Annotated in this window: 18 protein-coding genes and 1 other RNA gene; 5 read left to right on the forward strand and 14 right to left on the reverse strand. The window is 66.8% G+C overall.

Annotated elements, in window-relative coordinates; translation table 11 throughout:
- Positions 1–104 precede the first annotated feature (104 nt).
- The 4 genes from C0541_RS14455 (at position 105) to C0541_RS14470 (ending at position 5,314) form a co-directional block, all read left to right on the forward strand.
- Entirely contained in the window at positions 105–1,490 is a 1,386-nt protein-coding gene (locus C0541_RS14455) for an APC family permease (RefSeq protein ID WP_115049354.1), read from the forward strand.
- A 426-nt stretch (positions 1,491–1,916) separates the two neighbouring features.
- Complete coding sequence (locus C0541_RS14460; protein WP_115049356.1) at positions 1,917–3,314, forward strand: trypsin-like serine peptidase; 1,398 nt, start codon at positions 1,917–1,919, stop codon at positions 3,312–3,314.
- Between the two features lie 270 nt (positions 3,315–3,584).
- Positions 3,585–4,001 carry a hypothetical protein gene (locus tag C0541_RS14465; protein WP_115049358.1) on the forward strand — a complete coding sequence of 139 codons (417 nt, stop codon included), beginning with the start codon at positions 3,585–3,587 and terminating at the stop codon, positions 3,999–4,001.
- 305 nt (positions 4,002–4,306) lie between these two features.
- Complete coding sequence (locus tag C0541_RS14470; protein WP_115049360.1) at positions 4,307–5,314, forward strand: MBL fold metallo-hydrolase; 1,008 nt, start codon at positions 4,307–4,309, stop codon at positions 5,312–5,314.
- Positions 5,315–5,492: 178 nt separating this feature from the next.
- Here the strand turns inward: C0541_RS14470 and C0541_RS14475 are convergent.
- From C0541_RS14475 to soxR, 7 genes are all read right to left on the reverse strand, one after another.
- Positions 5,493–5,571, reverse strand: a non-coding RNA gene (locus tag C0541_RS14475) — sX9 sRNA.
- A gap of 215 nt (positions 5,572–5,786) precedes the next feature.
- A complete protein-coding gene (locus tag C0541_RS14480; RefSeq protein WP_115049362.1) occupies positions 5,787–7,304 on the reverse strand; it encodes a tryptophan halogenase family protein in 1,518 nt (505 codons plus the stop codon).
- A gap of 181 nt (positions 7,305–7,485) precedes the next feature.
- On the reverse strand, positions 7,486–8,523 hold the full coding sequence (locus C0541_RS14485; protein WP_115049364.1) for a cupin-like domain-containing protein: 1,038 nt from the start codon (positions 8,521–8,523) through the stop codon (positions 7,486–7,488).
- A gap of 4 nt (positions 8,524–8,527) precedes the next feature.
- A complete protein-coding gene (locus tag C0541_RS14490; protein WP_115049366.1) occupies positions 8,528–9,289 on the reverse strand; it encodes a SapC family protein in 762 nt (253 codons plus the stop codon).
- A 447-nt stretch (positions 9,290–9,736) separates the two neighbouring features.
- Positions 9,737–12,895 (reverse strand): TonB-dependent receptor, encoded by a 3,159-nt coding sequence (locus C0541_RS14495; RefSeq protein WP_161960080.1) that lies wholly within the window; start codon positions 12,893–12,895, stop codon positions 9,737–9,739.
- 790 nt (positions 12,896–13,685) lie between these two features.
- A complete protein-coding gene (locus C0541_RS14500) occupies positions 13,686–15,677 on the reverse strand; it encodes a M1 family metallopeptidase (protein ID WP_161960081.1) in 1,992 nt (663 codons plus the stop codon).
- A 212-nt stretch (positions 15,678–15,889) separates the two neighbouring features.
- Positions 15,890–16,336: a redox-sensitive transcriptional activator SoxR gene (gene soxR / locus C0541_RS14510; protein ID WP_115049370.1), complete on the reverse strand. Its 447-nt coding sequence runs from the start codon at positions 16,334–16,336 to the stop codon at positions 15,890–15,892.
- A 101-nt stretch (positions 16,337–16,437) separates the two neighbouring features.
- Between soxR and C0541_RS14515 the strand changes: the two genes are divergently transcribed.
- Complete coding sequence (locus C0541_RS14515; protein ID WP_115049372.1) at positions 16,438–17,808, forward strand: MFS transporter; 1,371 nt, start codon at positions 16,438–16,440, stop codon at positions 17,806–17,808.
- A gap of 604 nt (positions 17,809–18,412) precedes the next feature.
- Here the strand turns inward: C0541_RS14515 and C0541_RS14520 are convergent.
- The 7 genes from C0541_RS14520 to C0541_RS14550 are packed head-to-tail and all read right to left on the reverse strand — an operon-like array spanning position 18,413 to position 23,592.
- Positions 18,413–19,579 carry a glutathionylspermidine synthase family protein gene (locus tag C0541_RS14520; protein WP_115049374.1) on the reverse strand — a complete coding sequence of 389 codons (1,167 nt, stop codon included), beginning with the start codon at positions 19,577–19,579 and terminating at the stop codon, positions 18,413–18,415.
- A gap of 1 nt (position 19,580) precedes the next feature.
- Positions 19,581–20,156, reverse strand: a complete 576-nt coding sequence (locus C0541_RS14525) for a DUF1190 domain-containing protein (RefSeq protein WP_115049376.1) — start codon at positions 20,154–20,156, stop codon at positions 19,581–19,583.
- A gap of 12 nt (positions 20,157–20,168) precedes the next feature.
- Positions 20,169–20,573, reverse strand: a complete 405-nt coding sequence (locus C0541_RS14530) for a DUF350 domain-containing protein (RefSeq protein WP_047126964.1) — start codon at positions 20,571–20,573, stop codon at positions 20,169–20,171.
- 37 nt (positions 20,574–20,610) lie between these two features.
- Positions 20,611–21,282: a YjfK family protein gene (locus C0541_RS14535; RefSeq protein ID WP_115049377.1), complete on the reverse strand. Its 672-nt coding sequence runs from the start codon at positions 21,280–21,282 to the stop codon at positions 20,611–20,613.
- A complete protein-coding gene (locus tag C0541_RS14540) occupies positions 21,279–22,367 on the reverse strand; it encodes an ion channel (protein WP_115049379.1) in 1,089 nt (362 codons plus the stop codon). The genes C0541_RS14535 and C0541_RS14540 overlap by 4 nt, the downstream gene beginning before the upstream one ends.
- 25 nt (positions 22,368–22,392) lie before the next feature.
- Positions 22,393–23,163, reverse strand: a complete 771-nt coding sequence (locus C0541_RS14545; protein ID WP_104583023.1) for a PspA/IM30 family protein — start codon at positions 23,161–23,163, stop codon at positions 22,393–22,395.
- A 12-nt stretch (positions 23,164–23,175) separates the two neighbouring features.
- Positions 23,176–23,592, reverse strand: coding sequence for a YjfI family protein (locus C0541_RS14550; RefSeq protein ID WP_005995044.1), 417 nt, complete (start codon positions 23,590–23,592; stop codon positions 23,176–23,178).
- Positions 23,593–23,804: the final 212 nt, after the last annotated feature.

Here is a 23,804-nt window from a genome sequence, read left to right on the forward strand (position 1 = left end):
ATTATCGTCACAATGCCCGTCGGACAGCTGCCCTGCAGCATCGACGTTCAGGCGCTTCCAGCGCGCCTGCGTCGCGCCCGGCATTCCTTTCAGCGGACACCTGCATGACCGACACCCCCCGCCGCGACGACGCGGCCGCGCTGGAACGCTTTGGCTATACCCAGGAACTCAAGCGGCAGCTCACGCTCAAGGATCTGCTGATCTACGGGCTGGTGTTCATGGTGCCGACCGCGCCGTTTTCCATTTTCGGCGGCGTGTTCGACATCAGTGCCGGGATGGTGCCGCTGACCTACCTGGTCGGCTTCGTGGCGATGCTGTTCACCGCGTTGAGCTACCAGCAGATGTCGCAGGCGTTCCCGGTCGCCGGCTCGGTGTACGCATACGTGGGACGTGGCTTGAGCAGCGGCACCGGCTTTCTGGCCGGCTGGGCGATCCTGCTGGATTATCTGCTGGTGCCGACCCTGCTCTACGTGGTCGGCGCCAACGCCATGCACAACGTATTGCCGGCGGTGCCGCAGCCGGCGTGGATCGCCTTCTTCGTGGTGCTCAACACGCTGGTCAACCTGCGCGGCATCGAAACCACCGCGCGTGCCAATCGCTTCTTCCTCTACGCGCAGCTGGTGGTGCTGGCGGTGTTCGTGGTGCTGGCCACCTTGGCGATCCAGCGTGGCGTCAATGGCGCACACTGGAACCTGCGTCCGTTCTACAACCCGCAGGCCTTTTCGCCGCAGCTGATCTTCAGCGCCTTGTCGGTGGCGGTGGTGTCGTTCCTGGGCTTCGATGCGATCTCCACGCTGTCCGAAGAAGCCCGTGGCGGCAACCGCGTGGTCGGGCGCGCGACCCTGCTGGCGCTGTTGCTGGTGGCCGGCCTGTTCGTGCTGCAGACCTGGCTGGCCGCGCTGCTGCAGCCCAGCCTGCAACGCTATCCCAGCGCGCAGGCCTCCAACGATGCCTTCTTCGAGATCGGGCGCCTGATCGCCGGGCCATGGTTGCAGGTCGTCATTGCGCTCACGGTGGCGATCAGTGCGGCGATCGCCAATTCGCTGGTGGCGCAGGCCGCCACCTCGCGCCTGTTGTTCGCCATGGCGCGCGACCGCCAGCTACCGGCCTTTCTGCGCTACATCCATCCACGCACCGGCGTGCCGCAGCGCGCCATCCTGCTGGTGGCGGGTTTGAGCATGGTGCTGGGCGAAGTCTTCGTCGGCCAGATCGCGCTGCTGTCCTCGCTGTGCAATGTCGGCGCACTGACTGCCTTCATCCTGTTGCACGTGGCGGTGCTGTGGCATTTCCGCGGGCGGGGCCGCAGCGTGCTGTTGCATGTCGCGACGCCGTTGATCGGCATCGTGATCCTGGCCTATGTGCTGATCAATGCCGACCAGCACGCGCAACTTGGCGGCACCGCCTGGATGGTGGTCGGGCTTGCAGTCCTGGGGTTTTTGAAAGCCAGTGGTCGCTCGACCGACTTCCGCGCCAGCGACGCGTTGGAATAACCTGCAGCGCCTTCGCCTACCGGCACTACCCGCGCCGACATCCGGGTAGCGCACGCCACCTTCAGGCCTGCACGGGATAGGGCCGCAGGCCTTCCACATGCGGCCTGCCCGTATCGCCTGACGACTTGATCCAGGCCTCGCTGCACGATCGTGTTCCCGCCGGCATGGCGGTGTACGTGTTGCAGACGCGTCGGGCGCGCTTGCGCTGCGATGCCTCGCGCGTGTGCACGGCGAGATGGCAGCGCGTGTCCGCGCGAAGCTGCGCGCAGAACGCGATTATCGTTTTATGGACTGCCAATCTCTGAACGAGATTTTCAGCACATATTCAGTTTTAAACATTCGCTAGTCTCGTTCGGCGCCAACGATGGCGCCCGCAGGCGGTGGCCCCCGCCGCAACCTGCCGTTCCCTGACGAGAAGGACTACCCATGAATCGCAAGAATGCGTTGTACCTGGCGCTGTTTTCCGCCATTTCCGGCTCCGCACTGGCAGCGCCGCCGACCGAAATGGACGCAGCGCCGGTGAGCACCGCGCCGCAGGCGGCCAAACTCGGTGCGGCGACATTGCAGTCGGCAAGTCTGCGTGGCGGCATCCTGCCCACGCGTGTGGTGCAACTCACTGCGCCCACCGGTACCGAGATCGGTCGCGTGCGTGAGCGCCGCATCGCACAGGTCAAGCATGGGCAGCCCTTGCAGATCGGTTTTTCGCGCACGGTCGCCAAACCCCTGGTGAATCTTGCATCGCTCGATTGGCAGATGGCCAGGGATGGCGCGCGCGTGGCGACCCTGAAGGTCAGCTCCGCGCAGGCGGCCTCGCTGCGCGCGTCGCTGGTCCTGCGTGGCGCCGGCGCCACCCCGGGCGATCCGTCCAAGGTGACGTTGCGCTTTGCCGGCGACGACGGCCGGGTGTTCGAGCAATCCGGTGCCAGCTTCGCCGCCAGCGGCGAGGCGATCGGCTGGTCGCCCACCGTCAGCGGTGAGAACCTGCTGGTGGAACTGTCGCTGCCGGCCGGCCAGTATCCGGAGAACTTCAGCCTCAGCATCCCGCAGCTGTCGCATCTGGATATCAGCCCCACCGCCAGCCCGCGCGACATGATGACCATTGCCATCGGCGAGAGCGATTCCTGCCAGAACGATGTCGTCTGCCGCGCCAATCCAACCGCCGGCTTCACCAATGCCGCAAAGGCGGTGGCGCGCATGGTGTTCACCACCAGCCAGGGCTCGTTCCTGTGCACCGGCACGCTGCTCAACAACACCAACTCGCCCAAGCGCAACCTGTTCTGGACCGCGGCGCACTGCATCAGCACGCAGACGGTCGCCAATACACTGCAGACCTACTGGTTCTACGACGCGGCCAGCTGCAACGGCAACACCGTCAGCTCGCAGGCCACCACCTTGACCGGCGGTGCGTTCCTGCGCCACGCCAACACCACGCGCGACACCGCATTGCTGGAGTTGAAGACCGCACCGCCGAGCGGCGCGTTCTACGCGGCATGGAACAGCGCGGCGATCGGTGCGACCGGAACGTCGATCGTCGGCATCCACCACCCGTCCGGCGACGTCAAGAAGTATTCGCTGGGCTCGGTCAATGGGCTGAGCACCAGCATCGACGGCAAGAGCCCGCTGTATCGGGTGGTCTGGAACGATGGCGTCACCGAGGGCGGCTCGTCCGGCTCGGGCCTGTTCACCGTCGCCAGCGGTGGCGCGTACCAGCTGCGTGGCGGCCTGTACGGCGGCTACTCGTACTGCACCGCGCAGACCGATCCGGACTACTACTCGCGCTTCTCGGACGTGTATTCCAGCATCTCCACCTACTTCGGCCAGTAAGCGGGTGATGCGCGTGGCAGGCGGTGGTTCGCCTGCCACGTGCGACCGCGCCCGGTCTGGCCGGACTGCGGTCGATGGAGGCGCCGGCGTGTCGATCGTTCTGTGAGGATCGATCTGTAAAGTGCGATCTGTGCGGTTCGATCTGTGCAGGGGATTTTTCTGTGCGCTGGTCCCCTGGATGTCAACGGTCACGCGCGTCGCCCGTCACCGGCTTCACCTGCAGCGCCCGGATGATGCAGACTTGGCAGCTCTTCCGTCACCCGGATCGGCATGCCCGTTCAACGCATTCCTTGTTTCATCGCCGCCGCTGCACTCCTGATGCTGTCGCTGCAGGTCACCGCCAGCGCAGCCGGCAAGCCGGCCGATCGCAACGATATCAAGGCATACGCGCTGCAGCTGTGCCTGGACAACAACTACGAACGCAGCGGCAAGTACACATCCGACCAGCTGCGCGATCGCTCGTATCTGCTGACGACCTACGCGCTCGACAATGCCAGGACCGGCGCTACCGACCGCCTGCAGCGCTTCGTGGCCGAACGGACGGCAGACTTCCATCGCGCCGAGGTGCCGATGAAGGACGAAGCGCGCCGCGGGCCGTTCAACCGGATCTTCGCGCAATGCATGGCGTTCTATCGTTCGCCTGCGTTGAACGACTTCATCGCACGAGAGTCTGAAGGCAATCGATGAAGGGCCTGGCGTTCGAAAGCGACGGACGGCGCGACGTGGCCGATTCGGATCGGTCGATCAGACATGCCACCGTGCACGCTGGGTGTGCCGCAATAGCGGTTGCCTGATCCCTGGCTGCAGCCCGCTGCTGCCGCCATCGGCCCGTTCCGATGATCCCGACCGTTGCCGGCCGCCGACACACACCGACTGCGCATCCGCCCGCGGCCTTGGATGGCGCAGTCGCACGCCCGGCAGCGTCACGATAGTCTGGCGCAGCGCCGCTCGCCGCCTGGCGCGTCCTCTCCCATGCTTCAACAGGAGCCGTCATGTCCGCATCTTCTCCACGCACTTCCCGTCGCCAGGCGCTGTGTCTCGCCTTGGCTGCGGGCACGCTGGGCGTGGCAGGCCAGCTCGGTGCCGCGCTGCGGCGCGAGCCGAACGACGCCATTGCGTCAGCGGAGCCGGCATCGTCGGCGCCGTTCCCGGCCACCGGCAGCGTGCTGGTCCTGCTCGGCACCAAGGGCGGCCCCACGCCCTCACCGCTGCGCGCCGCAGCCGCCAACGCGCTGGTCGTCGACGGGCAGCCCTATCTCATCGATTGCGGCAACGGCGTTGCGCAGCAACTGGCCAAAGCCGGCATCCAGCTGCCCGCGCTCCGCGACATCTTCCTGACCCATCACCACTCCGATCACAACGCCGACCTGCTCAACGTGGTGTGGCTGGCCTGGGCGAGCGGGCTGCAGACGCCGGTGCATCTCTACGGCCCGCCCGGCATCGCCAAAATGGTGGACGCGTTCGTCGACATGAATGCCATCGACATCGAGGCGCGCATCCGCGAAGAAGGCCGCCCGCCGTTCAGGCAGCTGATCCAGGTGCACGAGTTCGACCAAGCCGGTACGGTGCTGCAGAACGAGCAGGTGACCGTCACCGCCACGCTGGTGGATCACTACACGCTCAAGCCGGCGTTCGCCTACCGTTTCGCCACGCGCGAGCGCACGGTGGTGTTCTCCGGCGATACGCGCTACCTGCCTGCACTGGCCGACTTCGCGAAGGACGCCGACCTCCTGGTGCACGAGGTGATGTACCTGCCTGCGCTGGAAAAGATGCTCAAGACCAGCGACAACGCACCGACCTTGCTCGACCATCTGCTCAAGAGCCACTCCACCAGCGAGGACGTCGGCAGGATCGCAGCGGCAGCCAATGCGAAGAGGCTCGTGCTCACTCACTTCGTGCCCGGCGGCGACCCGACCATCACCGATGCCATGTGGAGCGCGGGCGCGCGCAAGCACTACGCCGGGCCGATCGTGGTGGGCAGGGATTTGATGCGCTTGTAGCGCAGCAGCTTTGCACTGCAGCGATGGATCCGGCTGCGCACGGTCGTCAGCGCACCGGACCAGTCTCCGGCGCTGATGTCGCGACCGCTATCAAGTGGCACGAAATCACCAGGCATCGTGCAGAGCGGGCACGAAACAGCAGGCGACACGGCCTCTCTGGTCTCGTGTGTCCAAGAGCGGCTGACACGTTGCAAGCAGTCGTCAGTTGGGCATGGACGGCGCGCCCGGAACCGCGGTGGTAGGCCGCGACGAGGCATTCCCGGTGACGCTCAATCGCGCGCAAGCGCGCTCCTGCACAGGCCTGCGCCCCGCGCGCGCCGACGACCCGTGCCGGCCTTCCTTGCCGACTGCGGGAGCACGCTGCCCGTCCCGCATCGCATTGCCGAGCCGGGCCAGGACGTGCTGGCGCCGTGCCGGTTGCGGGCAGCGGCCGCGCCTGCCTGCCGGCGGCGCCCCCGCGTTGCCAGCCGCTCTACGTCACCACCGGACTGCGCAAGCCCCACACGCTTGCCCCGGCCTTGCAATACGCATCGATGAACGCCTGTTGCGACGGCATCTGGTCCACCGCACGCCGGATCGGCTGCGCAATGCCGTCGAGCAGGCGGTGCAGGTCGCGATCGGACACTGCACGCGCCAGCGGGTGATGCTGCGCAGGCATGATGCCCTGCCCCATCAGCACGTGGGTCCAGGAGTCGACGCGGAACAGTTCATCGGCGCCTTGCCAGGCATGCGCGCGTTCGCGCCAGGCGCGCAGGCGCAAGGCGAGCGATGCGGGCAGTTCCATCTCGCGGCACTGGCGCCACAGCGGCTCGTCGCGTTGGGTGGCGTGGTAATGCAGGATGATGAAATCGCGCACGTGCTCCATCTCGGCGCGGCTGATGGCGTTGAACAGCTCCACCTGCGAGGGCGCAATGCCGTCTGCCGGGAACAGGGTGATCAGCCGCACCACCGCGGCGATGGTGAGATGGATGCTGGTGGACTCCAGCGGTTCGATAAAGCCGCTGGCCAGGCCCAGCGACACCACGTTCCTGTTCCAGGCCTTGCGTCGACAACCGGTGCGGAACGGCACCAGCCAGGGATCCTTCAGCGCGGGCGCGGCCACATCGCGCAGCAGCTTGGCATGCGCTTCGTCGTCGGACAGGTGCTCGCTGGAAAACACCAGGCCGTTTCCCACACGATGCTGCAATGGAATATGCCAACGCCAACCGGCTTCGTGCGCGATGGCGCGGGTGTACGGCACCGGCGCGCCGAGCGCTTGGGTCTGCACCGCAACGGCGCGGTCGCACGGCAACCAATGGCTCCAGTCTTCGTAACCGGTGTGCAGCGCCTGTTCGATCAGCAGGCCGCGAAAGCCGCTGCAATCGATGAACAGATCGCCCTCGATCAGTTGCCCGTCTTCCAGCACCAGGCTGGCGACATCACCGCTCTCCGGCTGCAGCGTGACCTGCTGGATCCTGCCTTCGATGCGCCTGACACCGCAGGCCTCGCTGCGCGTGCGCAGGAACCTGGCATACAGCGCGGCATCCAGGTGATAGGCGTAATTGACCGCGGGCTCGCGCAACAGCGCGAAACGGTCCGCGCGCGAGGCCACGGTTTCCAGGCAGTAATCGCCAAAGCTGCACGGCATGCCGCGGCGCTGGCTTTCCAGCCATAGATGGTGGAAGGCGCACACCAGCGTGCTCTGCCCGGTGAGGCCGAACGGATGGATGTAGCGTTCGCCCTGGCGGCGCCAATGCTCGAAGGAGATCGACAGCTTGAAGGTGCCGGCTACTGCGCGCAGGAATTCCTGCTCGTCGATCTGCAGGAAGCGATGGAAGCTGCGGATCGGCGGCACCGTGGATTCGCCCACGCCCACGGTGCCGATCTGCTCGGACTCGACCAGGGTGATCTCCAGCAGGTCGCGGAACTGATGCGACAGCGCGCAGGCGGCGATCCAGCCGGCGGTGCCGCCACCGACGATGACGACCCTGCGAATCGGACCATGGCTCACTGCGCGCTCCTTTTGCGTGGATGTCGGTTGCCTGGCACAGCATCGTGCCCGATCGTGTGGGTGACGCAGAAGCCACGCAGCGACCGCTCGAACGCGGCACATGCGCGTGCGGCACATCGACCGCGACCGCCGGGCAGCTGCACAGGTGTCCGGTCGATGACCTTCAGGCCGGTCTCGCCCATCAGCGGTTGAGCTTGCCGATCAACAGCGCGCGCAGCTGCCGCGCGAGAGTGGGGTCGATCGGGCCCAGCGCATGCCGCGCCTGCTCGGGCAGGTGCTCGCCGGCGCGCTCGGCCGGACCGAACACGTAGTAGTCGAACAGGGCGCGCCACGCCGCTTTTTCCGCTGCCGGGCGGTCGCGGATGGACCACAGCGCGTGATACAGCGCCGGCGTCGGCGCCGGCAGGTGCGCAGGCACGCTGTTCCACCAGTAGTTGACCAGCACGTTGAATGGCTGCAGCGAGTGCACGTGATGCCACCACATGCCGGGAATGAACAGGGCATCGCCCGGCTCCAGCACGGTGGTGCACGCCTGCGTCAGCGCCTGGGCGAAACGTGGGTACCGCAGCAGATCCGGATTGGCGATATCCACCATGCTCACGACCTGCCCGCCCGGCGTGGGATCCAGCGGGCCGGGGTACAGGTTGCCCACCTGCGCGGGCGGAAACAGCGTAAAGCGACGTTGCCCTACCGCGCAGCACGCCAGGTTGTTGGGGGCATCATAGTGGCAGGAGGCGATGACCCGATTGCCGATCCAGATGCTCGGCTGCACCGCGATGCCGCTGGCGGCCACATCCAGATCGTTGCCGGCGCGCAAGCCCGGCAGGTTGTCGTCGATCGGCAACGACGCCAGGTAGTAGGTGGGCGGCTGCGGGTCGTCGCGATGCATGGCGATGGCCTCCAGCAAGCTGCTCAGGCTGCCGCGTTGCACATCGAAATTCAGCGCGCTGCAATCGTCGCTGTAGAACGGGCGGCTGGCGATCTCCGGGCCGCCATGGGAGTACTGCAAGACACGCCCGCCATCGTGCGCGCGCAGCAGCGCCATCGCCTCGTCGGGACCGCGCAGCCCGGCCTGCACCAGCGACCAGTGGCGTGCGATGCCACGCAGCACCACCGGCTCGGCCGCCTCGCACAGTGCGGCAAGCGGCAGCGCGTCGGGATGGCAATCGCGGCGCTCGGCGACGGGCGCGATCGAGGAAATGGCTGCGGCGGTCGTCATGCGCTCAGGCGAACGCGGCGGTTGCAGATGCAGCGTGCACCTGCTGCAGGCGGCGCTGCTTCTCGGCCATCAGCCGGCGCACGTTGTGCTGCGAGGCAAGCATCAGGAACGCAGCTTCCAGATAGCCGGCCCGGTGCAACTGCTGCAACGACGACGCATCGAGTGCGGCAAGCCGCTCGCGGTCGAGGGCGAACAGGCCTTCCAGCGTGGTGGCGTGGGTGGCATCCAGCGCAACATCCAGCTGCACCGGCTGGATCAGCCCCAAGGTGTCGAAGGCAGCCGCCATCGCCTGGCCGGCATCCACACCGTCGCGAATGCCGCGCAGCACATCGATGACATGCTCCAGGTACGGGCTGTGGCCGCCCTGCGGCAGGAACACGGCCTCGCCGTCGTGGCGGCTGACGCGTGGATGCTCAAGATCCACATGGATCACCGGCTCCTGCACCAACACGCCATCGATGCGCTGCTGCTGGAAGCCGATCAGGAATGGCCCCTTGGCGACGATGCCCGGCAGATAGCTGGCAGCCCAACGGCCCTCCTGCAGGAACAGGTTTTCGTCCTGCGCAAAGCCCAGCAGCGCCACCGACTGGTAGCCGCCGGTAGCAGGATCCTTGCGAAAGAACAGCGGGTACTCGCGCTGCAGCTCGGCGTACTCGGTGACGAAGGCCGGCACCAGGCCGAGCGCATCGCCGAACTCGGCACCGAAGCGCAGGATGACGCGCAGATCGTGATGCGCCACGTTGTTGAGCACTGCGTATCGCGTCATCTGAAACTCCCACGGTGCTCCGCGATGGAGGACCGCATTGCGTGGAATGCGTCGAACGCGCGACCGGGAACGCGCCTGCCTTGGCGAGCATTGCCAAAAAGCGACGGGCCGGCAAGCGGCACGGCGGCATGGGAACCGGCCGGGCAGCATCCGCGTCGCTGGGCAGCCGCAGCGGCCGTCGGCGGGCCGCTGTCTACGTGCAAGCCGTCGCAACGCGTGTCGGGCGTAGCGACGGAGACCTCACTGCAGCCGGCTCGACCGCGCAGTTGCGGCCACCGGAGCGCCGCCATGCAGGCTGAGGACGCGACGCGACCACTCGGCCCAGCCGGCGCGCGATCGCAGGCGGCATTCAACACACGCGCGCCATGAACCGAGCCCGGCCCGCAGGTCGGCATCTGCCACGCCACGCACGGGCTGCGCCCACCGGAGGCGCGCACAGCCGGGCTGTCAGAACGCGTAGCGCACACCCAGCGTGTAGCGCGGCTGCTGGTCGATCAGGCGAATCATCTGCTTGTCCGAGCGCCCATGCCAACGCACGTCCTCGCCGGTCAGGTTGATCGCCTCAAAGCCCACGGAGAGCTGCTTGCTGAAGCTGTAGCTGACGCTGAGATCCCACTGCTGATAGGCCTCGACGTAGTAGGGATTGCGGTTGGCGTTGTCCTGGTTGGCGGCGATCAGGTACTCGTCGCGCCAGTTCCAGGCCAGACGCGCGCTCCAGCCGTACTTCTCGTACATCAGCATCACGTTGGCGGTGTCGCTGAGGCCGAGCAGCGCGAACTGGTCGCGATCGATCACGGTATTGTCGAAGCCCACATCGCCTTCGACGATGGTGTAGTTGGCGTAGATGCCGAAGCCGGTGCTGTCGAAGAAGTACTGCCCGCCCAGTTCCCAGCCGTGGATGTTGGCCTTGTTCTGGTTGACCGGGCGCGACACATCGAACTGATACAGCGGGTCGGAGGCATTGCCGACGATGTCGTAGGCGTTCTCCAGTGCCAGGCTCTGCGCGGAGCTGCCGTTGTAGGCGGCCAGCCCGCCGGTGGCCGCGGCGTTGCGCAGCAACGCCATCGCCGCAAACAGCGAGGTGTCGTTGGCCGAGCACGCAGCAGCGACGTCGTTGCCGGAGGCCCCCACTTGCGCTGCGCAGGCGCCGCTCTGCAGGAACGCCAGCGCGGACTGTGCATCCGGGCCGGAGGTGGGATCGCTCAGCCCGTACAGGGATTCGCGCGAGACCGTATTGCCGATGAAGTTGCTCACGCGCTTGTTCCAGAACGTGGCGGACACGTAGCTGGCATCGGCGAAGTACCACTCCAGCGCCAGGTCGAGGTTGTCCGATTCCAGCGGATCCAGCTGCGGATTCTGCGAGCTGCCGCCGGCCCGGTTGGACGGGTTGATCAGGATCGAGCCATTGGGCGTATTCGGCGTCGGGCCGGCGATCAGGTTGTTGTAAGGCGCCCGTGCGATGGTCTGGCCGAACGAGGCGCGCCCCTTCAGCTGATCGGAGATGTCGATGCTGAAGTCGAGATTGGGCAGGATGTAGTTGTAGCTGGTCTTCTCGCTGAAGGGCTGCTGCTCGGTGGAACGCAACAGCTGGAAGTCGTTGTTGGCCTGCCACAGCAACGCCGTGGGCGTGGCCACCTGCGAGGTGGATTCCACATCGGTACGCTCGTAGCGCAGGCCCAGCCGGGTATTGGTGGTCATGCCGGAGATGTCGCCCTTCAGTTCCAGCTGCACGTAGGCGGCGCGGGTCTTCTCTTCCACTTGGTTATCGGCGCTGTACTGCGGGTTGTAGCGGGTGGTGGCGCCGTACTGGCTGCCCCCCCACAGCGCCAGCTGGTCGGCATCGCCGCGCCATGCATTGGGCGCGGCGCCGTTGGCGTTGAAGTCCTTGAACATGCCGGTGATGCTCACCGGCCGCAGCAGTGCCTGCATGCCGGGCTCGTTGCCGGCGTTGGCCACGCCCCAGTCGCCCAGCGTGGAGTTGGTGTCGCTGGTGAGCCGGTTCATGGTGGTCGTGGCGGTACTCACCCCGAACTGGAAGCGCCCGTCCTCGAAGTCGAAGGTGCCGTCCATGCGGCCTTCCTTGATCTCGGTGACCTGCGATTGATAGAAGATGCGCAGGACCTGCGAGCCGAGCTCGGCGGGGGTGAAGTCCGGGTTGAGCACGCCGTTGGTGCCGGCCAGGGAATCGGCCGCGGTGGGATACCAGGTGCGCGCGCCGATCGGCAGCCCGCCATTGAAGCGCAGCTCCTGCCCCCACTGACCGCCGCAGGACGGGCCATTGCTGCAGTTGTTGGTGCCGGCGAAACTGAAGTACGTGGCACTGCCGCCGGTGACCGGGTCGTTGGGCAGGCTCTTGGTCTTGGAGTTGTGCGCGTCGAAGGACAACTGGAAGCGGTCGTTCACCTGCCAATCGGCATTGAAACCGAGCGAGCCGAGCGTGTACTTCTGTTCGTTGCGCTGCTGCTCCATGCCGAAGTCCTTGGCACCGTTGGGCACATCGCGCAGATACACCGGCGTGGCCACCGCCTGGCCGGTATCGAAGGTCAGGTCGGTGAAGCTGTTGGCGCGCTGCAGCCAGATGCCCTGCTCGCCGCGCTCTTCGCGGATCTCGTTGGACGAATAGGTGTAGTCCAGGGTCAGGGTCAGGCTGTCGCTGGGGGCGAACTGCATCACCGCCTGGCCGTTGGTGCGCTCGCGCTGGAAGTCGGCGAAGGCATAGCGCAGGTCGTTGGGCATGCCGTACAGCTGGCCGATCGCCGGCGCATTGGTCACCACCGCATCCGGACGCAGGGCCGGATCGGTGCCGGTCCAGCGCTGGATGTTCCAGGTGTTTTCGGTGGCCTGCACCGAACCGCCGTGGCGCTTCTGATAGCTGCCGCTCAAGCCGATCCCGAAGGTCTTGTCGGGATTGGTGTAGCTGAAGATGCCCGACACCTCAGGGGTGAGCGAATCGCCGAACGGCTGCGACCGATCCGACACCATCTTGGCGCCGGCATTGGCCACCACGCCTTCGTGATTGAACGGCTTGTCGGTCTGGATGTTGATGGTGGCGCCGATCCCGCCGCTGGGCGCGGTGGCGCGGCTGGTCTTGTAGACCTCGATCCCGGTGATGGCCTCGGAGGCGAGCTGGGCGAAATTGAACGCACGCGTGCCCACATCCACGCCCCCGATCGGGGTCTGGCCGGGCGCGCCGAACGCATCGGCGCCGGGAATCAGGCGGCCGTTGAGGGTCACCGTATTGAACTGCGGGCCGAAGCCGCGTGCGGTGACCTGCGCGCCCTCGCCGTCGCGGCGCTCGATCGAGATGCCGGTGATGCGTTGCAGCGACTCGGCCAGGTTGGTGTCGGGAAATTTGCCGATGTCTTCGGCGCTGATCGCATCCACCACGCCGGCAGCGTCGCGCTTGATGCCCATCGACTGGTCCAGGCTACTGCGGATGCCGGTGACAGTGACCGCATCGAGGGTGGTGGCGGTCTGTGCGCTGGACTGCGGCGGCGGGGCCTGCTGCGCAGCAACGTCCTGCGCGAAGGCCGGATTGATCACCAACATGCCACCGACGAAGGTGAACATGGCCTTCGACTTCACATTGCTCAACGTACGACGCATCGATCTATCCTCGGGTCTGGTGCAACACCCACGGCCGTGGTCGCGGAATGCGACGCGGCGCTTGCCTGGCCACGCACCTTGGACGGCACGCGACCGGTCTCCCTGCAGCACTTCATTCAATCGGCCGCCTCGAACGCCGGCCGATGCCCCTTGATGCCGACCGTGCGTGTGCCACGTTCCTGACGAACGCGACCTGCGCCTGGACCTGTACAGCACCTGCGACTGCCTTCCCAATCGGTACGCCTGCGCGCTGCGTGCTGTCGAGCGCCCTGCACCCGACCCTGTGCAGGCATGCGGTGCGGCACTGATAGCGCTAACACGCGGCGCAGCCTAGTCACGCGTGCCGGGGCTTGTCACCGTGCGTTGCAGCAAACGCACAGGGCCACCGCCCGGCACGAAATATTGGATGCGCTTGAGTCCGTAGCACGAATGCAGACGCAGCGTGGCTGTAAGCGTTACCAGCGGGCGACCGCGAAAATTACGCCGCAATGGCGTTGCCGCATCTCATTGCCGCGCAGCGCGGACACGGCATGGAACCGTTGCGCAAAGCGTCGCGGTGATCTCAACGCGGCAGCCTTCAGTGGCGATGCGCTCGGCGATGCGTGCACCTGGCAGCTGGCGCCGACGCGCCTGCATCGTGGCGCGTCTGCGCATGACATCGGGCTGCACGCCGCCACGAAAAACCGCGCAATCGCTGCAATCGATTGCGCCGTTGGCGGCAGTGAAACGCGTGTGGTGCAAGCCTGCGACAGCTGCGCCATTGCAGCGCAGATGCATGCATCGGCAGCCGCTAGCCGATCGTGTTCACCTGGTTGTCGTCACGCCGGGCATCGGGCAAGACATGCTCCGGGTCCAGCGTCACCTGCAGCACTTTCTGCGTGGTCGGCAGCGTCAGCCTGGGCGCGGTGGTCTGCAGCCAGGTTTCCACCGGCACGCGGCGGTCCAGATGGCTGCCGTCGGCCAGATCCACCCGCACGGTGACCGGCATCACCAGTTTCTGGCTGCTGCGCAGCGTGAGTTGCAGGCCCTTGGCAGGATCGTGATCGATGTAATGGGCCTGGCTGATGCCCATGTCCAGCTGCCAGTTGTTGAGATACCAACCGCGCCACCACCAGGCCAGATTCTCGCCACTCTCGCTTTCCATCAGCCGGAAGAAATCCGATGGCGTGGGGTGCTTGTAGGCCCAGGTGGCGATGTATTTGCGAAAGGCCGGATCGAAACGTTCCGGCCCGAGGATCTGCTCGCGCAACAGCACCAGCCCCAGTGCGCCCTTGAAATAGGTCAGCGAATGCCGGTAGGTCTCGCTGGTGGAATCGGCATTGTCCATCAACGTCGGCGCGCTGGCATCGGCCAGCAACGGCAGGATTTCATCGACCGGGTTGCCGCCCTTGGGCGCATATTCCGAGTCGCGCTTGGGCGCGTATTCGCCCTTGTTGAAGGCATCGGACGCATAGACATCGATGAAGGTATTGAAGCCTTCGTCCATGAACGCATGCCGGCGCTCGTTGGAGCCGACGATCATCGGGAACCAGGTGTGGCCGATCTCGTGTGCGGTGATCCAGAACAGCTCCTTGCCGCCATCTTCAAAGCCGTCGAAGACGATGCCCGGATACTCCATGCCGGCGCCGTAGCCGCCCAGGTTGATCGCGGCCGGCCACGGATACGGGTACCACTGCGAGAAATGTTCGATCGCGCCCTTGACGTATTCGGTGGAGCGGTTCCACTTGTCCGCGCCCACGCCTTCCAGCGGGTACACCGACATCGCCAGCGACTGCCTGCCGCCCGGCAACCTGATGCGTGCGGCATCCCATACAAACGCAGGCGAGGCGGCAAACGCCACATCGCGGGTGTTGTCCATATGGAAGCGCCAGGTACGCGTGGCGTTCCCCTTCGGCCTGGCAGCGCGCGCGCTCACTTCCTCGGGCGTGCGGATCAGCACCGTGCGATCGCTGCCACGCGCCTGTTGCAGGCGTTGCTGTTCGGTGCGGCTGAGCACCTCGGCCGGATTGGTCAGTGCGCCGGAGCCGGCCACCAGGAAGCCCTCCGGCACGGTCACCGCATAGTCGAAGTCGCCGTACTCCAGATAGAACTCCGAGCCCAGGTACGGCTGCGTGTCCCAGCCGCGCAGGTCGTCGTACACGGCCATGCGCGGATACCACTGCGCAATCTCGTAGATCTCGCCCTGCTTGCTGGCACTGACCGCAGTGCGCCCGCCCCAGGTGCCGGGGATCGTGTAGCGGTAGCGGACATGCACGGTCAGCGCCTTGCCCTGCCCGGCCAACGGCTGCGGCAGGTCCACCCGCATGCGGGTGTCGTCGACGACGAAGTGCGCAGGCTGGCGACGCCCGCCGTCGTCGATCTCGACACTGGCGATCTGCATGCCGTCGGTGAACTGGGTGCGGCGCGACGGCCGGCTGGCGGCAGCACGCGCATCGGCGCGGTAGATGTTCTGGTCCAGCTGCAGCCACAGCACGTCCAGCGTGTCCGGGCTGCGGTTGGTGTAGTGGATCGCCGCCTCGCCGGTAAGCGTATGCGTTGCCGGGTCGATGCTGGCGTTGAGGCTGTAGTCGGCACGGTTCTGCCAGAACAACGGCCCGGGCACGCCGCTGCCGCTGCGGTAGGCGTTGGGTGCGTCGGGCAGTTGCAGCGGTGCGAACAGGGCCAGCGGATCGAACGCGCTCGCCGGCGCGGCGGCGTTGGCTGCAGGCGCGGCCTGCGCGTAGGCGGTGATGCACGCCAGCGACAGCGCAACGGCGAGCGATCGGCGCAAGGTGGGGAACATGCGTGAGGTCCTGCGGCGGAGGGGGATTCCCATCCTACGGTCGCCTTCGCCCGGCACGGCACTGCCATTGGTCCCGGTTGCGGCTTGAGTCCGGAACGGCGACAGGCGGATCCGGGGCACTGAAGCGGCGCGGTGGCTGCAGCCCACACGCAACCGGCAGATACCCATCACGCCGAAGCTACCCGCCCGCGGCGCAGCCCGCACGCGCCATCTCAGTCCGCGCCAAGCCGCGACAATCGCAATGCACCATCCCCGTCTTCGGCCAGCGTGTCGCCCGGGTTGCTCAAGCGGCAACGGCGCAGCGACAGACAGCCGCAGCCGATGCAGTCGGTGAGCTGGTCGCGCAGGGCCTGCAGCTCGGCGATGCGCGCATCCAGCTGGCCACGCCAACGCGCCGACATGCGTGCCCATTCCGCACGGGTGGGCGTGCGCTGGTCCGGCAGCACCGAGAACGCGTCCAGCACCTGCTGCAACGGCACGCCGAGCCGTTGCGCCACGCGGATCACCGCGATGCGTCGCAGCACATCGCGCGCATAGCGGCGTTGATTTCCGGCGGTGCGCAGGCTGCGGATCAGGCCCTTGCGCTCGTAGAAATGCAATGCCGACACCGCCACGCCACTACGCCTGGCCACTTCGCCCACCGACAACTCACGCTGCATTGCCTTGACCTCAACCTTGGTTGAGGCAGGATGCTGCGCGGCCACGACTGCTGCAAGTACCGGCGTCGTGGCTTTACACACACTGCCGTCCTGGATGTCCGATGCCTACCGATACCGCCCTGCCCGCCGCCTCGTCTGGCGATACCCGCCCCCCCTCCATCCTGGCCGCTCCGTATCGCGCAGCAACGCTGGGCATGGTGGCACTGGTGTCGCTCAACGCCTTCGAATCGCTGGCGGTGGCCGCCGCCATGCCCACCGTTGCGCGCGCATTGGACGGCTTGCCGCTGTACGCGCTGGCATTTGGCGGCACCCTGGCGACCAGCGTGGTCGGCATGACGGCCGCCGGGCGCTGGAGCGACCGGCGCGGCCCGGGCGGCGCGCTGGGTTACGGCCTGCTGTGCTTCGTGATCGGCCTGCTGGTGGCAGGGCTGGCACCGAGCATGCCCGTGCTGATTGCCGGGCGCCTGCTGCAGGGCCTGGGCGCCGGCGCGTATTCGGTGGCGCTGTACGTGATCGTCGGGCGCCTGTATCCGGACGCCCTGCGGCCGCGCGTGTTTGCCGCGTTTTCGGCCGGCTGGGTGGTGCCCTCGTTGATCGGCCCAGGGATCAGTGGGTTGATCGTGCAGCACATCGGCTGGCGCTGGGTGTTCCTGTCGGTGCCGTTGCTGGCGATCCCGGCCGGACTGATGCTGTGGCCGGCCATTCGCGGGCGCGCATGGTCCAGCGACACAGACGGCGCGTCGAATTCCGCACTGCGCTGGGCGATCGGTGCGGCCCTGGGTGTGCTCGGCGTGTATCTGGGCGGGCAGCTGCACGGCACTAGCGCGTTGCTGGCGATGCTGCCGGCACTGGCGCTCACCGTGTGCTGCGCCTGGCAGCTGCTGCCGACCGGCACGCTGCGGCTTGCGCGTGGCCTGCCCAGCGTGATCGCGCTGCGCGGCATTGCGGCGGCCGCCTTCTTCGGGTTCGAGGCATTCCTGCCGTTGCTGCTGTCGCGCGAACGTGGCCTGTCGCCACTGCTGGCCGGCGTGGCGCTGAGCGTCGGCGCGCTGGGCTGGTTCAGTGGTTCCTGGTACCAGGGCCACAGCCGCGCCGGCTGGTCGCGCCCACGCCTGCTCAAGACCGGTGCGTGCTTCATGTCGCTGGGCATCGTGATCAGCGCCGGTGCGGTGTGGCCGGTCATCCCGGTGCCGGTGGCGATTGCCGGCTGGGCGCTGACCGGCCTGGGCATGGGCCTGCTGTATCCGAGCCTGTCGGTATTGACGCTGTCGCTGTCGCCACCGGCGCAACAAGGCAGCAACAGTTCGGCGCTGCAGCTGAGCGAGGCGATTGCGGTGGCCGGCATGCTGGCGCTGGCCGGCGCCTTGTTCGCCGCACTGCTGGCCTCCGCGACTGCGGCCGCGTACCTGAGCGTGTTTGCGCTGGCGTGGCTGCTCGCCGTGGCGGGCTTTTTCGTGGCGCGGCGGGTGTGAGGGGGTGCGGTGTGCGCACGCTGTCGACGCAGGCGAGCACCGGTCGCGGGCGCTGACGCATTGCGCTCGATCGATGCGTTTCGCACACCTTAGATGCACCGCGCGTGCGCCCTGCACGGCTTGCACGGCTTGCACGGCTTGCACGGCTTGCACGGCTTGCACGATGAGTATGCTCGCCCCGGCGCGCTGGCGCGGTGCACTGCAGGCCGGGGCATCGCAGCGACCAGGGCGCAACCGACTTTGCCGATCCTGCCGGGATCGCTGCGATCGAGAGCGAACTACGCAGGTCGCCAGCGACTGGTCATTTTTTCGCCACCCATCTTGACAGCGTTGCAGGCCGGGGCCTGCCGCCACTTGTCCACAGCCTTGTGCAAGTTCCATCCACAGGGGGTGTGGAAAACCTGCGCTGCCCGGCAGGCCGCGCGGGGCTTGCGCGCCATCGCAGCGTGTGTCAGGCGATGCGCAGCGGCAGCTGCGCCATGGACCGCGACACCTGGCGTCCGACGCAGCTGCGCCCCAGACCAACCCCACGCATCACCGGAGGCAAGGCGATCGCGGCACACGGCATCGCCACCTCGCCGTGGCGATGCGCCCCCTTGCTGCATCAATCCACGATCACGTGCGGCACGAAGCGCGAGGTGTCGCGGGTGATCGGGCCATCGTCGTCGCGCATGCCCAGCCCGGCCGGACGATCGGCCACCACCCAGCTGCCGACCAGGGCGTGCCGGCCATCGAACACCGGCAACGGATGGTGCGCCTGCAGGATCGCCGGCCCGTCCACATACGGGCCGTCGGTGTGCGCCGCCTCGCCCTGCGCGGTGACCACGGAAATATTGGCGCCCTCGCGCGACAGCAGCGGCTTGCGCACCCAGCCTGCCGTGGGCGCTTCGCCGGCTTGCGCAAAGCGCGCCGGCAGCAGATTGGGATGGCCCTGATGCCGCTCCCACAGCAGCGGCAGGATGCCCTTGTTGCTCAGCACCGATTTCCATGCCGGCTCGATCAGACGCACACGGTTGGCAATCAATGCCGGGCCGAAGCGTTCTTCCATCATGAATTCCAGCGGGTAGAGCTTGAACAGCGTGTGGATCACCCGGTCCTGCTCATCGGTGAACCAGCCATCGGCGCTCAGGCCGATGTCCTCGATGGCCACTTCCTCGGTGCTGATGCCCACCTGGTGCGCGCAGTCGCGCAGGTAGCGCACCGTGGCGCGGTCTTCCAGCGAGTCGCGCACCGCGGAAAAATGCATCTGCGCACCGAGCGCGCCATCGGCCGCCAACGCGCCCAGGGTCTCGCACAGCAGGTCCTGGATCAGGTTGTACTGATCGGTGCCCTTGGGCAGCGCACCGGCGGCGATCTGCTGTTCCAGCCACAGCCACTGGAAATACGCCGATTCGTACAGCGAGGTCGGCGTGTCGTAATTGAGCTCGTACAGCTTGGCCGGGCCGTTGCCGGCGTAGGCCAGGTCCATGCGGCCGTAAAGGTGCGGGTCGCGGTCCTTCCACGAGGTGGCGATCCAGTCCCAGTAGAACGGCGGAATCGCCAGCTGCGTCATCAGCTGTTCCGAGCCCACCACCTCGTCCACCAGCTGCATCGCCATGTCGTGCAGTTCCTGCGTGGGCGCTTCGATGTCGTCCTCGATCTGCTGCAGCGTAAACGCGTAGTACGCGCTTTCGTCCCAGTACCGCTCGCCGTCGATGGTGTGGAAATGGAAGCCGAGCGATTCGGCCTGCTCGCGCCAGTCCGGGCGCTCGGCGATTGCGATCCGTTGCATGTCAGCCGCCGTATCCGGAGCTGCGTCCGCCGCTGCCGAACGAACTGCGCGCCGCCGCACTGGAGCCGAAACCCGAGCGCGACACGGTGATCGCCCGCGACGGCATGTCGATCGCGCCACTGCGCCCGCGCACGGTGCCGACGCGGTTGCTGGCCAGATCGCCATTGGGCTTGTAGTACCCGCCGCTGCGGTAATCGCGGTACAGCGGAATCGAGCCGCCATAGCGGTAACCGCCACCGCCGGTCATGTTGCCCAACGCATAGCCCAGCAGGAACCCGCCCATCGGCGGAATCCAGCTCTGCTGGCCCTGCGCCGTCTGCACCGCCGTACAGCTGCCGAACTGCTCGTCGCACTCGTAGCGCGTGTTGAAGCGCGGCGCGGCCTGCTGGTGCTTGGTCACCGCCTCGTCGTAGGCCTTGAGGCACTGCTGGATGTCGCTCTGTTCCTGCTTGATCTGGTAGCAGTCCGAAGCCGACTGCAGCACCACGCCGGTCTCCGGCTCGGACCCGCAGCCGGTGACGAGGGCGGCCGGCAATGCGGCCATCAGGGTGAGCTTGAGATTGCGTGATCGCTTCATGCCTGCGCTCCGTTACGGCGTGATCGCCGCGGCATTGATCAGCCCGACCGCGATCGACACGCCGGCCGAGAAGATGCCGGCGGCGGTGACGTTGTCGGTGATCTGCCGCGAGATGCGCCCGGCCACCAGGTTGGCCAGCAGGTACGCCACGATCTGGATGCCGCAGGCGACCGCGCCCCAGATCAGCGCATCGACCAGGCTCACCGAATGGGTGATGGCCGAATGCAGCGGCAATGCCACACCGATCAGGTTGCCGGCCAGGGCGGTGGCCGCCGCCACGTTGCCCTGCCGCAGCAGGGTGAAATCCTTGTGCGGGGTGACCAGGGTCACCAGCACCACCGCCACGATCAACACGCCCAGGCCGGTGCCGAAGTAGGAAAGAAACGCGAGAAAGCTCTGCAGGTTGATCGGGTTCATGACAGGACCAGGGTAAGTGGAGGACGAGCGCGCACGCTCAGGTGATATCCAGATCGGCAACGGTGACATCGATGCCGACTGCATAGGTGACGCAGAATTCATTGGGGCCGGAATCCTCGCCGGTGACCAACAGGAATTCCTCGCGCTGCAGCTCCGGCACGTCGCGGCTGTAGAGCATGGCGTAGTGGGTCAGATCGCCATCGCGGCGCGGCGGCTGATAGCGGTACAGCACCTCGTCGTAGGCGATCGGCGGAATCCGCGCAGCATCGTCGGTGGACTGCGTGGCGCGTTGCCAGCGCTTGCCGGCGTAGTCGATCTGCGCCGCACCCAGATGCGGATGCTGCATCACGAACTCCTGAAACGCCTGCTTGCTGGGCGGGTTGACCGTCTCGCAATACACGAACGCCTTCATCGCCTCCAGATCGCCACCCACGGTGGTGACCTGCAGGAACGCGTCATCGTCCAGGTAGAACCGATGCAGGGCATAGCCATCACCCAGATTGACGTGGCCGTAGCACGGAATACCTTGATGCCCGCCCGGCAACTCGGCGGTCATGGCCTCCGGTGCCATGCGGTACAACGTGGTGTCGATCTCCACCTGGCCACCCACACGCAGCCCCAGCGGCAGCGTGTGGCCGATGGCGCCGGTGCCGGTACCGGGCAACGGCGGCGGTTGTGGTTGACCGAACAACTTGCTGAAAAAACTCATCGTCCTGCACCTTGTGGCGATGGGGAATGGGGAACGGCCGCAGTGCGCAGCGCCTGCCATGCGATGGCCTGCACGGGCACGCGCTGCTCGGCCAGGTAATACAGCATCGCACCGGCCGGGACAGCGGTGTGTGCTGGCGGGTTCAAGCGCAGCGCACCATCGGGCGCGCGCAGGCCCAGCAGCAGGGCGCCGCGCTGGCTGAAATCGGTGGCCACGACGCCGTAATCCAGCATTGGCACATCGGCCGGAACCAGCAGGCCGAACTGGGTCGGGCCATCGTCCACCGACAGCAGCTCGGCGGTGATCGCCGCGCTGCCGGGATCCTGCGCGGCACGGGCCAGGATCTCGGCGGTCATCGGCCGCGTGCATTCGATCGCCGGATAGTGGCAATTGACCAGCCGCGCGGCGCTACCCGAATCGAAGTGCGCCACGATGTGCGCACGCGGCGCATGCGCCATCAACGCAAACACCGCCGCCAGGGTCTGGTCGTCGGACGGCGGGTTGACGATCACCCGCGCCGCGCCCGCGATGCCGGCACGCAGGTACACCTCGGTGTGCGTGTACGACTCGGCGGCGATGAAGCGCATGTGGTCGGGCATGGGGTTTTCGGCCACGCCCTCGGCGATCAGCACCACGCCTTCGTCGTCGGTGGCGGTGTCCGACAGCAGCAGCTCCAGCAAGCGCGTGGAGGCGGCGCCCTGCCAGCCGATCAGGATGGTGTGCCCGTACAGATCGGCGTAAGCCATCTTGCCCATGTAGTGGCGCCTCCAGAAGGTGATCAGCACGCCACTGGTCTTGGCCAGCACGGTGGCGAACAGCGCCACTGCACCGGGCATCAACACGAACGCGGCGATGTAACGGCCAGCCACCGAGCCAGGCGACAGGTCGCCATAGCCGATGGTGGTGGCGGTGGTCATGTAGTAATACGGAAACGCGTCCGGGCCAACGAGCGTGTGCTCGCCGGCCAGCAACAACAACGCCCAGCTCACGCCCATATGCGCCAGCAGGGCCAGCGCCACCATGCCCCAGCTGACGCGGCGCACGTGGCGCCGCACCACCCGCAACAGCTTTCCGACGATGATCATGGCGCGTCCTGTGCCGTGTGGCCGGTCAGCTGTCGCTGCGTGGAACCTGCTGCACGTCGCGCACCTGGCCGATCAGCGGCGCGCTGCCGCCGGCGCTGTCGTGGCCGAGCTGGGCCGGCTTCTTGAAGCGCGCCAGCACCGCGGCGGCGTTGGACTCGCCCTCCATCAGGCCGGCCGCGGCCAGGCGCCGGTTCAGATCGCCGTCGCCACTGGATGCTTCCAGCTCTTCGGCCGATTCGATGCGTGCGGAGGTCTCGGCCTGACGCGCCTTGATCCGCTCCAGCGATTCCAGCGCCGAGCCCATCTTGCTGCTGGCACCGGAATGGCGCGCGGCAATCGCCGCCTGCGCCTTCTGCACCGCATCGGTGGCCTTGACCGTGTCGATCTGCTGGCGCATGCCGCGCAGCTGGTTCTCGGTCTTCTGGATGGTGGCCTTGAGCGTCACCACCGACTGGTCCAGCGACGTCTTGGAGGCCTTGTCGCCGGCGTCCTCGCTTTCCAGCGCAGCCAGTTTGGTCGCCACGTCGTGGGCCAGCGATTCGTCGCCCTTGGCCAGCGCACCTTCGATATAGCGCGTGTATTCGGCCATCTTGCCGGCGCGCGCATCGATCTTCTGCTGGGCCAGCTTGCTCTGCGCCATCAGCTTGGTCAGCTCTTCGCGCGAGCGCGTGAGCTGGGCGCCGGCATCGCGCATTTCCTGGTCCAGGATGCGCAGCGCGTTGGCGTCGACCGCCTTCTGGCCGGTTTCGTGTGCAGTGCCACGCAGCAGCGTGATCAGCTTTGAAAAGATACTCATGACGACACGCCTTTAGGAAAAGAACGGCTTGAGAGATTCGGCGGCATCCAGCGTATTGGCCGCCAGGGTCTGGATTTCCTCGTCGATCTGGTCCAGCGTGGACGACGCCGACAGTTCGCCGAAGACCACGTAGCTGTCCTTGCCATCGACCTGCACCAGGCCCAGGTTGGACAAGGGATTGAGCGGGTTGAGCCGCAGGCAGGCGTCGTTGAACGCCGCGCGGTCGCTGACCTGGTCGGCGTTGGCCAGCAATGTGGAAACGAACACCTGCGAGCCGGAGGCGGCGACCTGGATCTGCATGTCGCCATGGTCGGCCAGGGTGAGGTTGATGGCCGGTTCCAGCCCATCGATCAGCTCGACCTCGATCGGCTGGTCGCGGTAGCGCTCGGCCAGCAGGCCGTGCAGTTCGACAGTGGTGTACTGCGTCATACGATGTCCTGTCCTTTGGTCATGCAGCGGTGATCAAGCGGCTGCGGGGATGCAGCGATAGCCAAGCAATGGGCGGACATACTACAGACTGTCCGCGACCGGCAGAAAGGGCCGGACGTCGGCCGGTCAGGCCAGCTGCAGGTGCAAGCAGACCACCGGTTCAGTCGGCGCGAAGCCGCACGCCGCATGCGCCGCCTGGGCGCCGTTGTGGT

The sequence above is a fragment of the Xanthomonas arboricola genome (genome assembly GCF_003353015.1).
Taxonomy (GTDB): Bacteria; Pseudomonadota; Gammaproteobacteria; order Xanthomonadales; family Xanthomonadaceae; genus Xanthomonas; species Xanthomonas arboricola_E.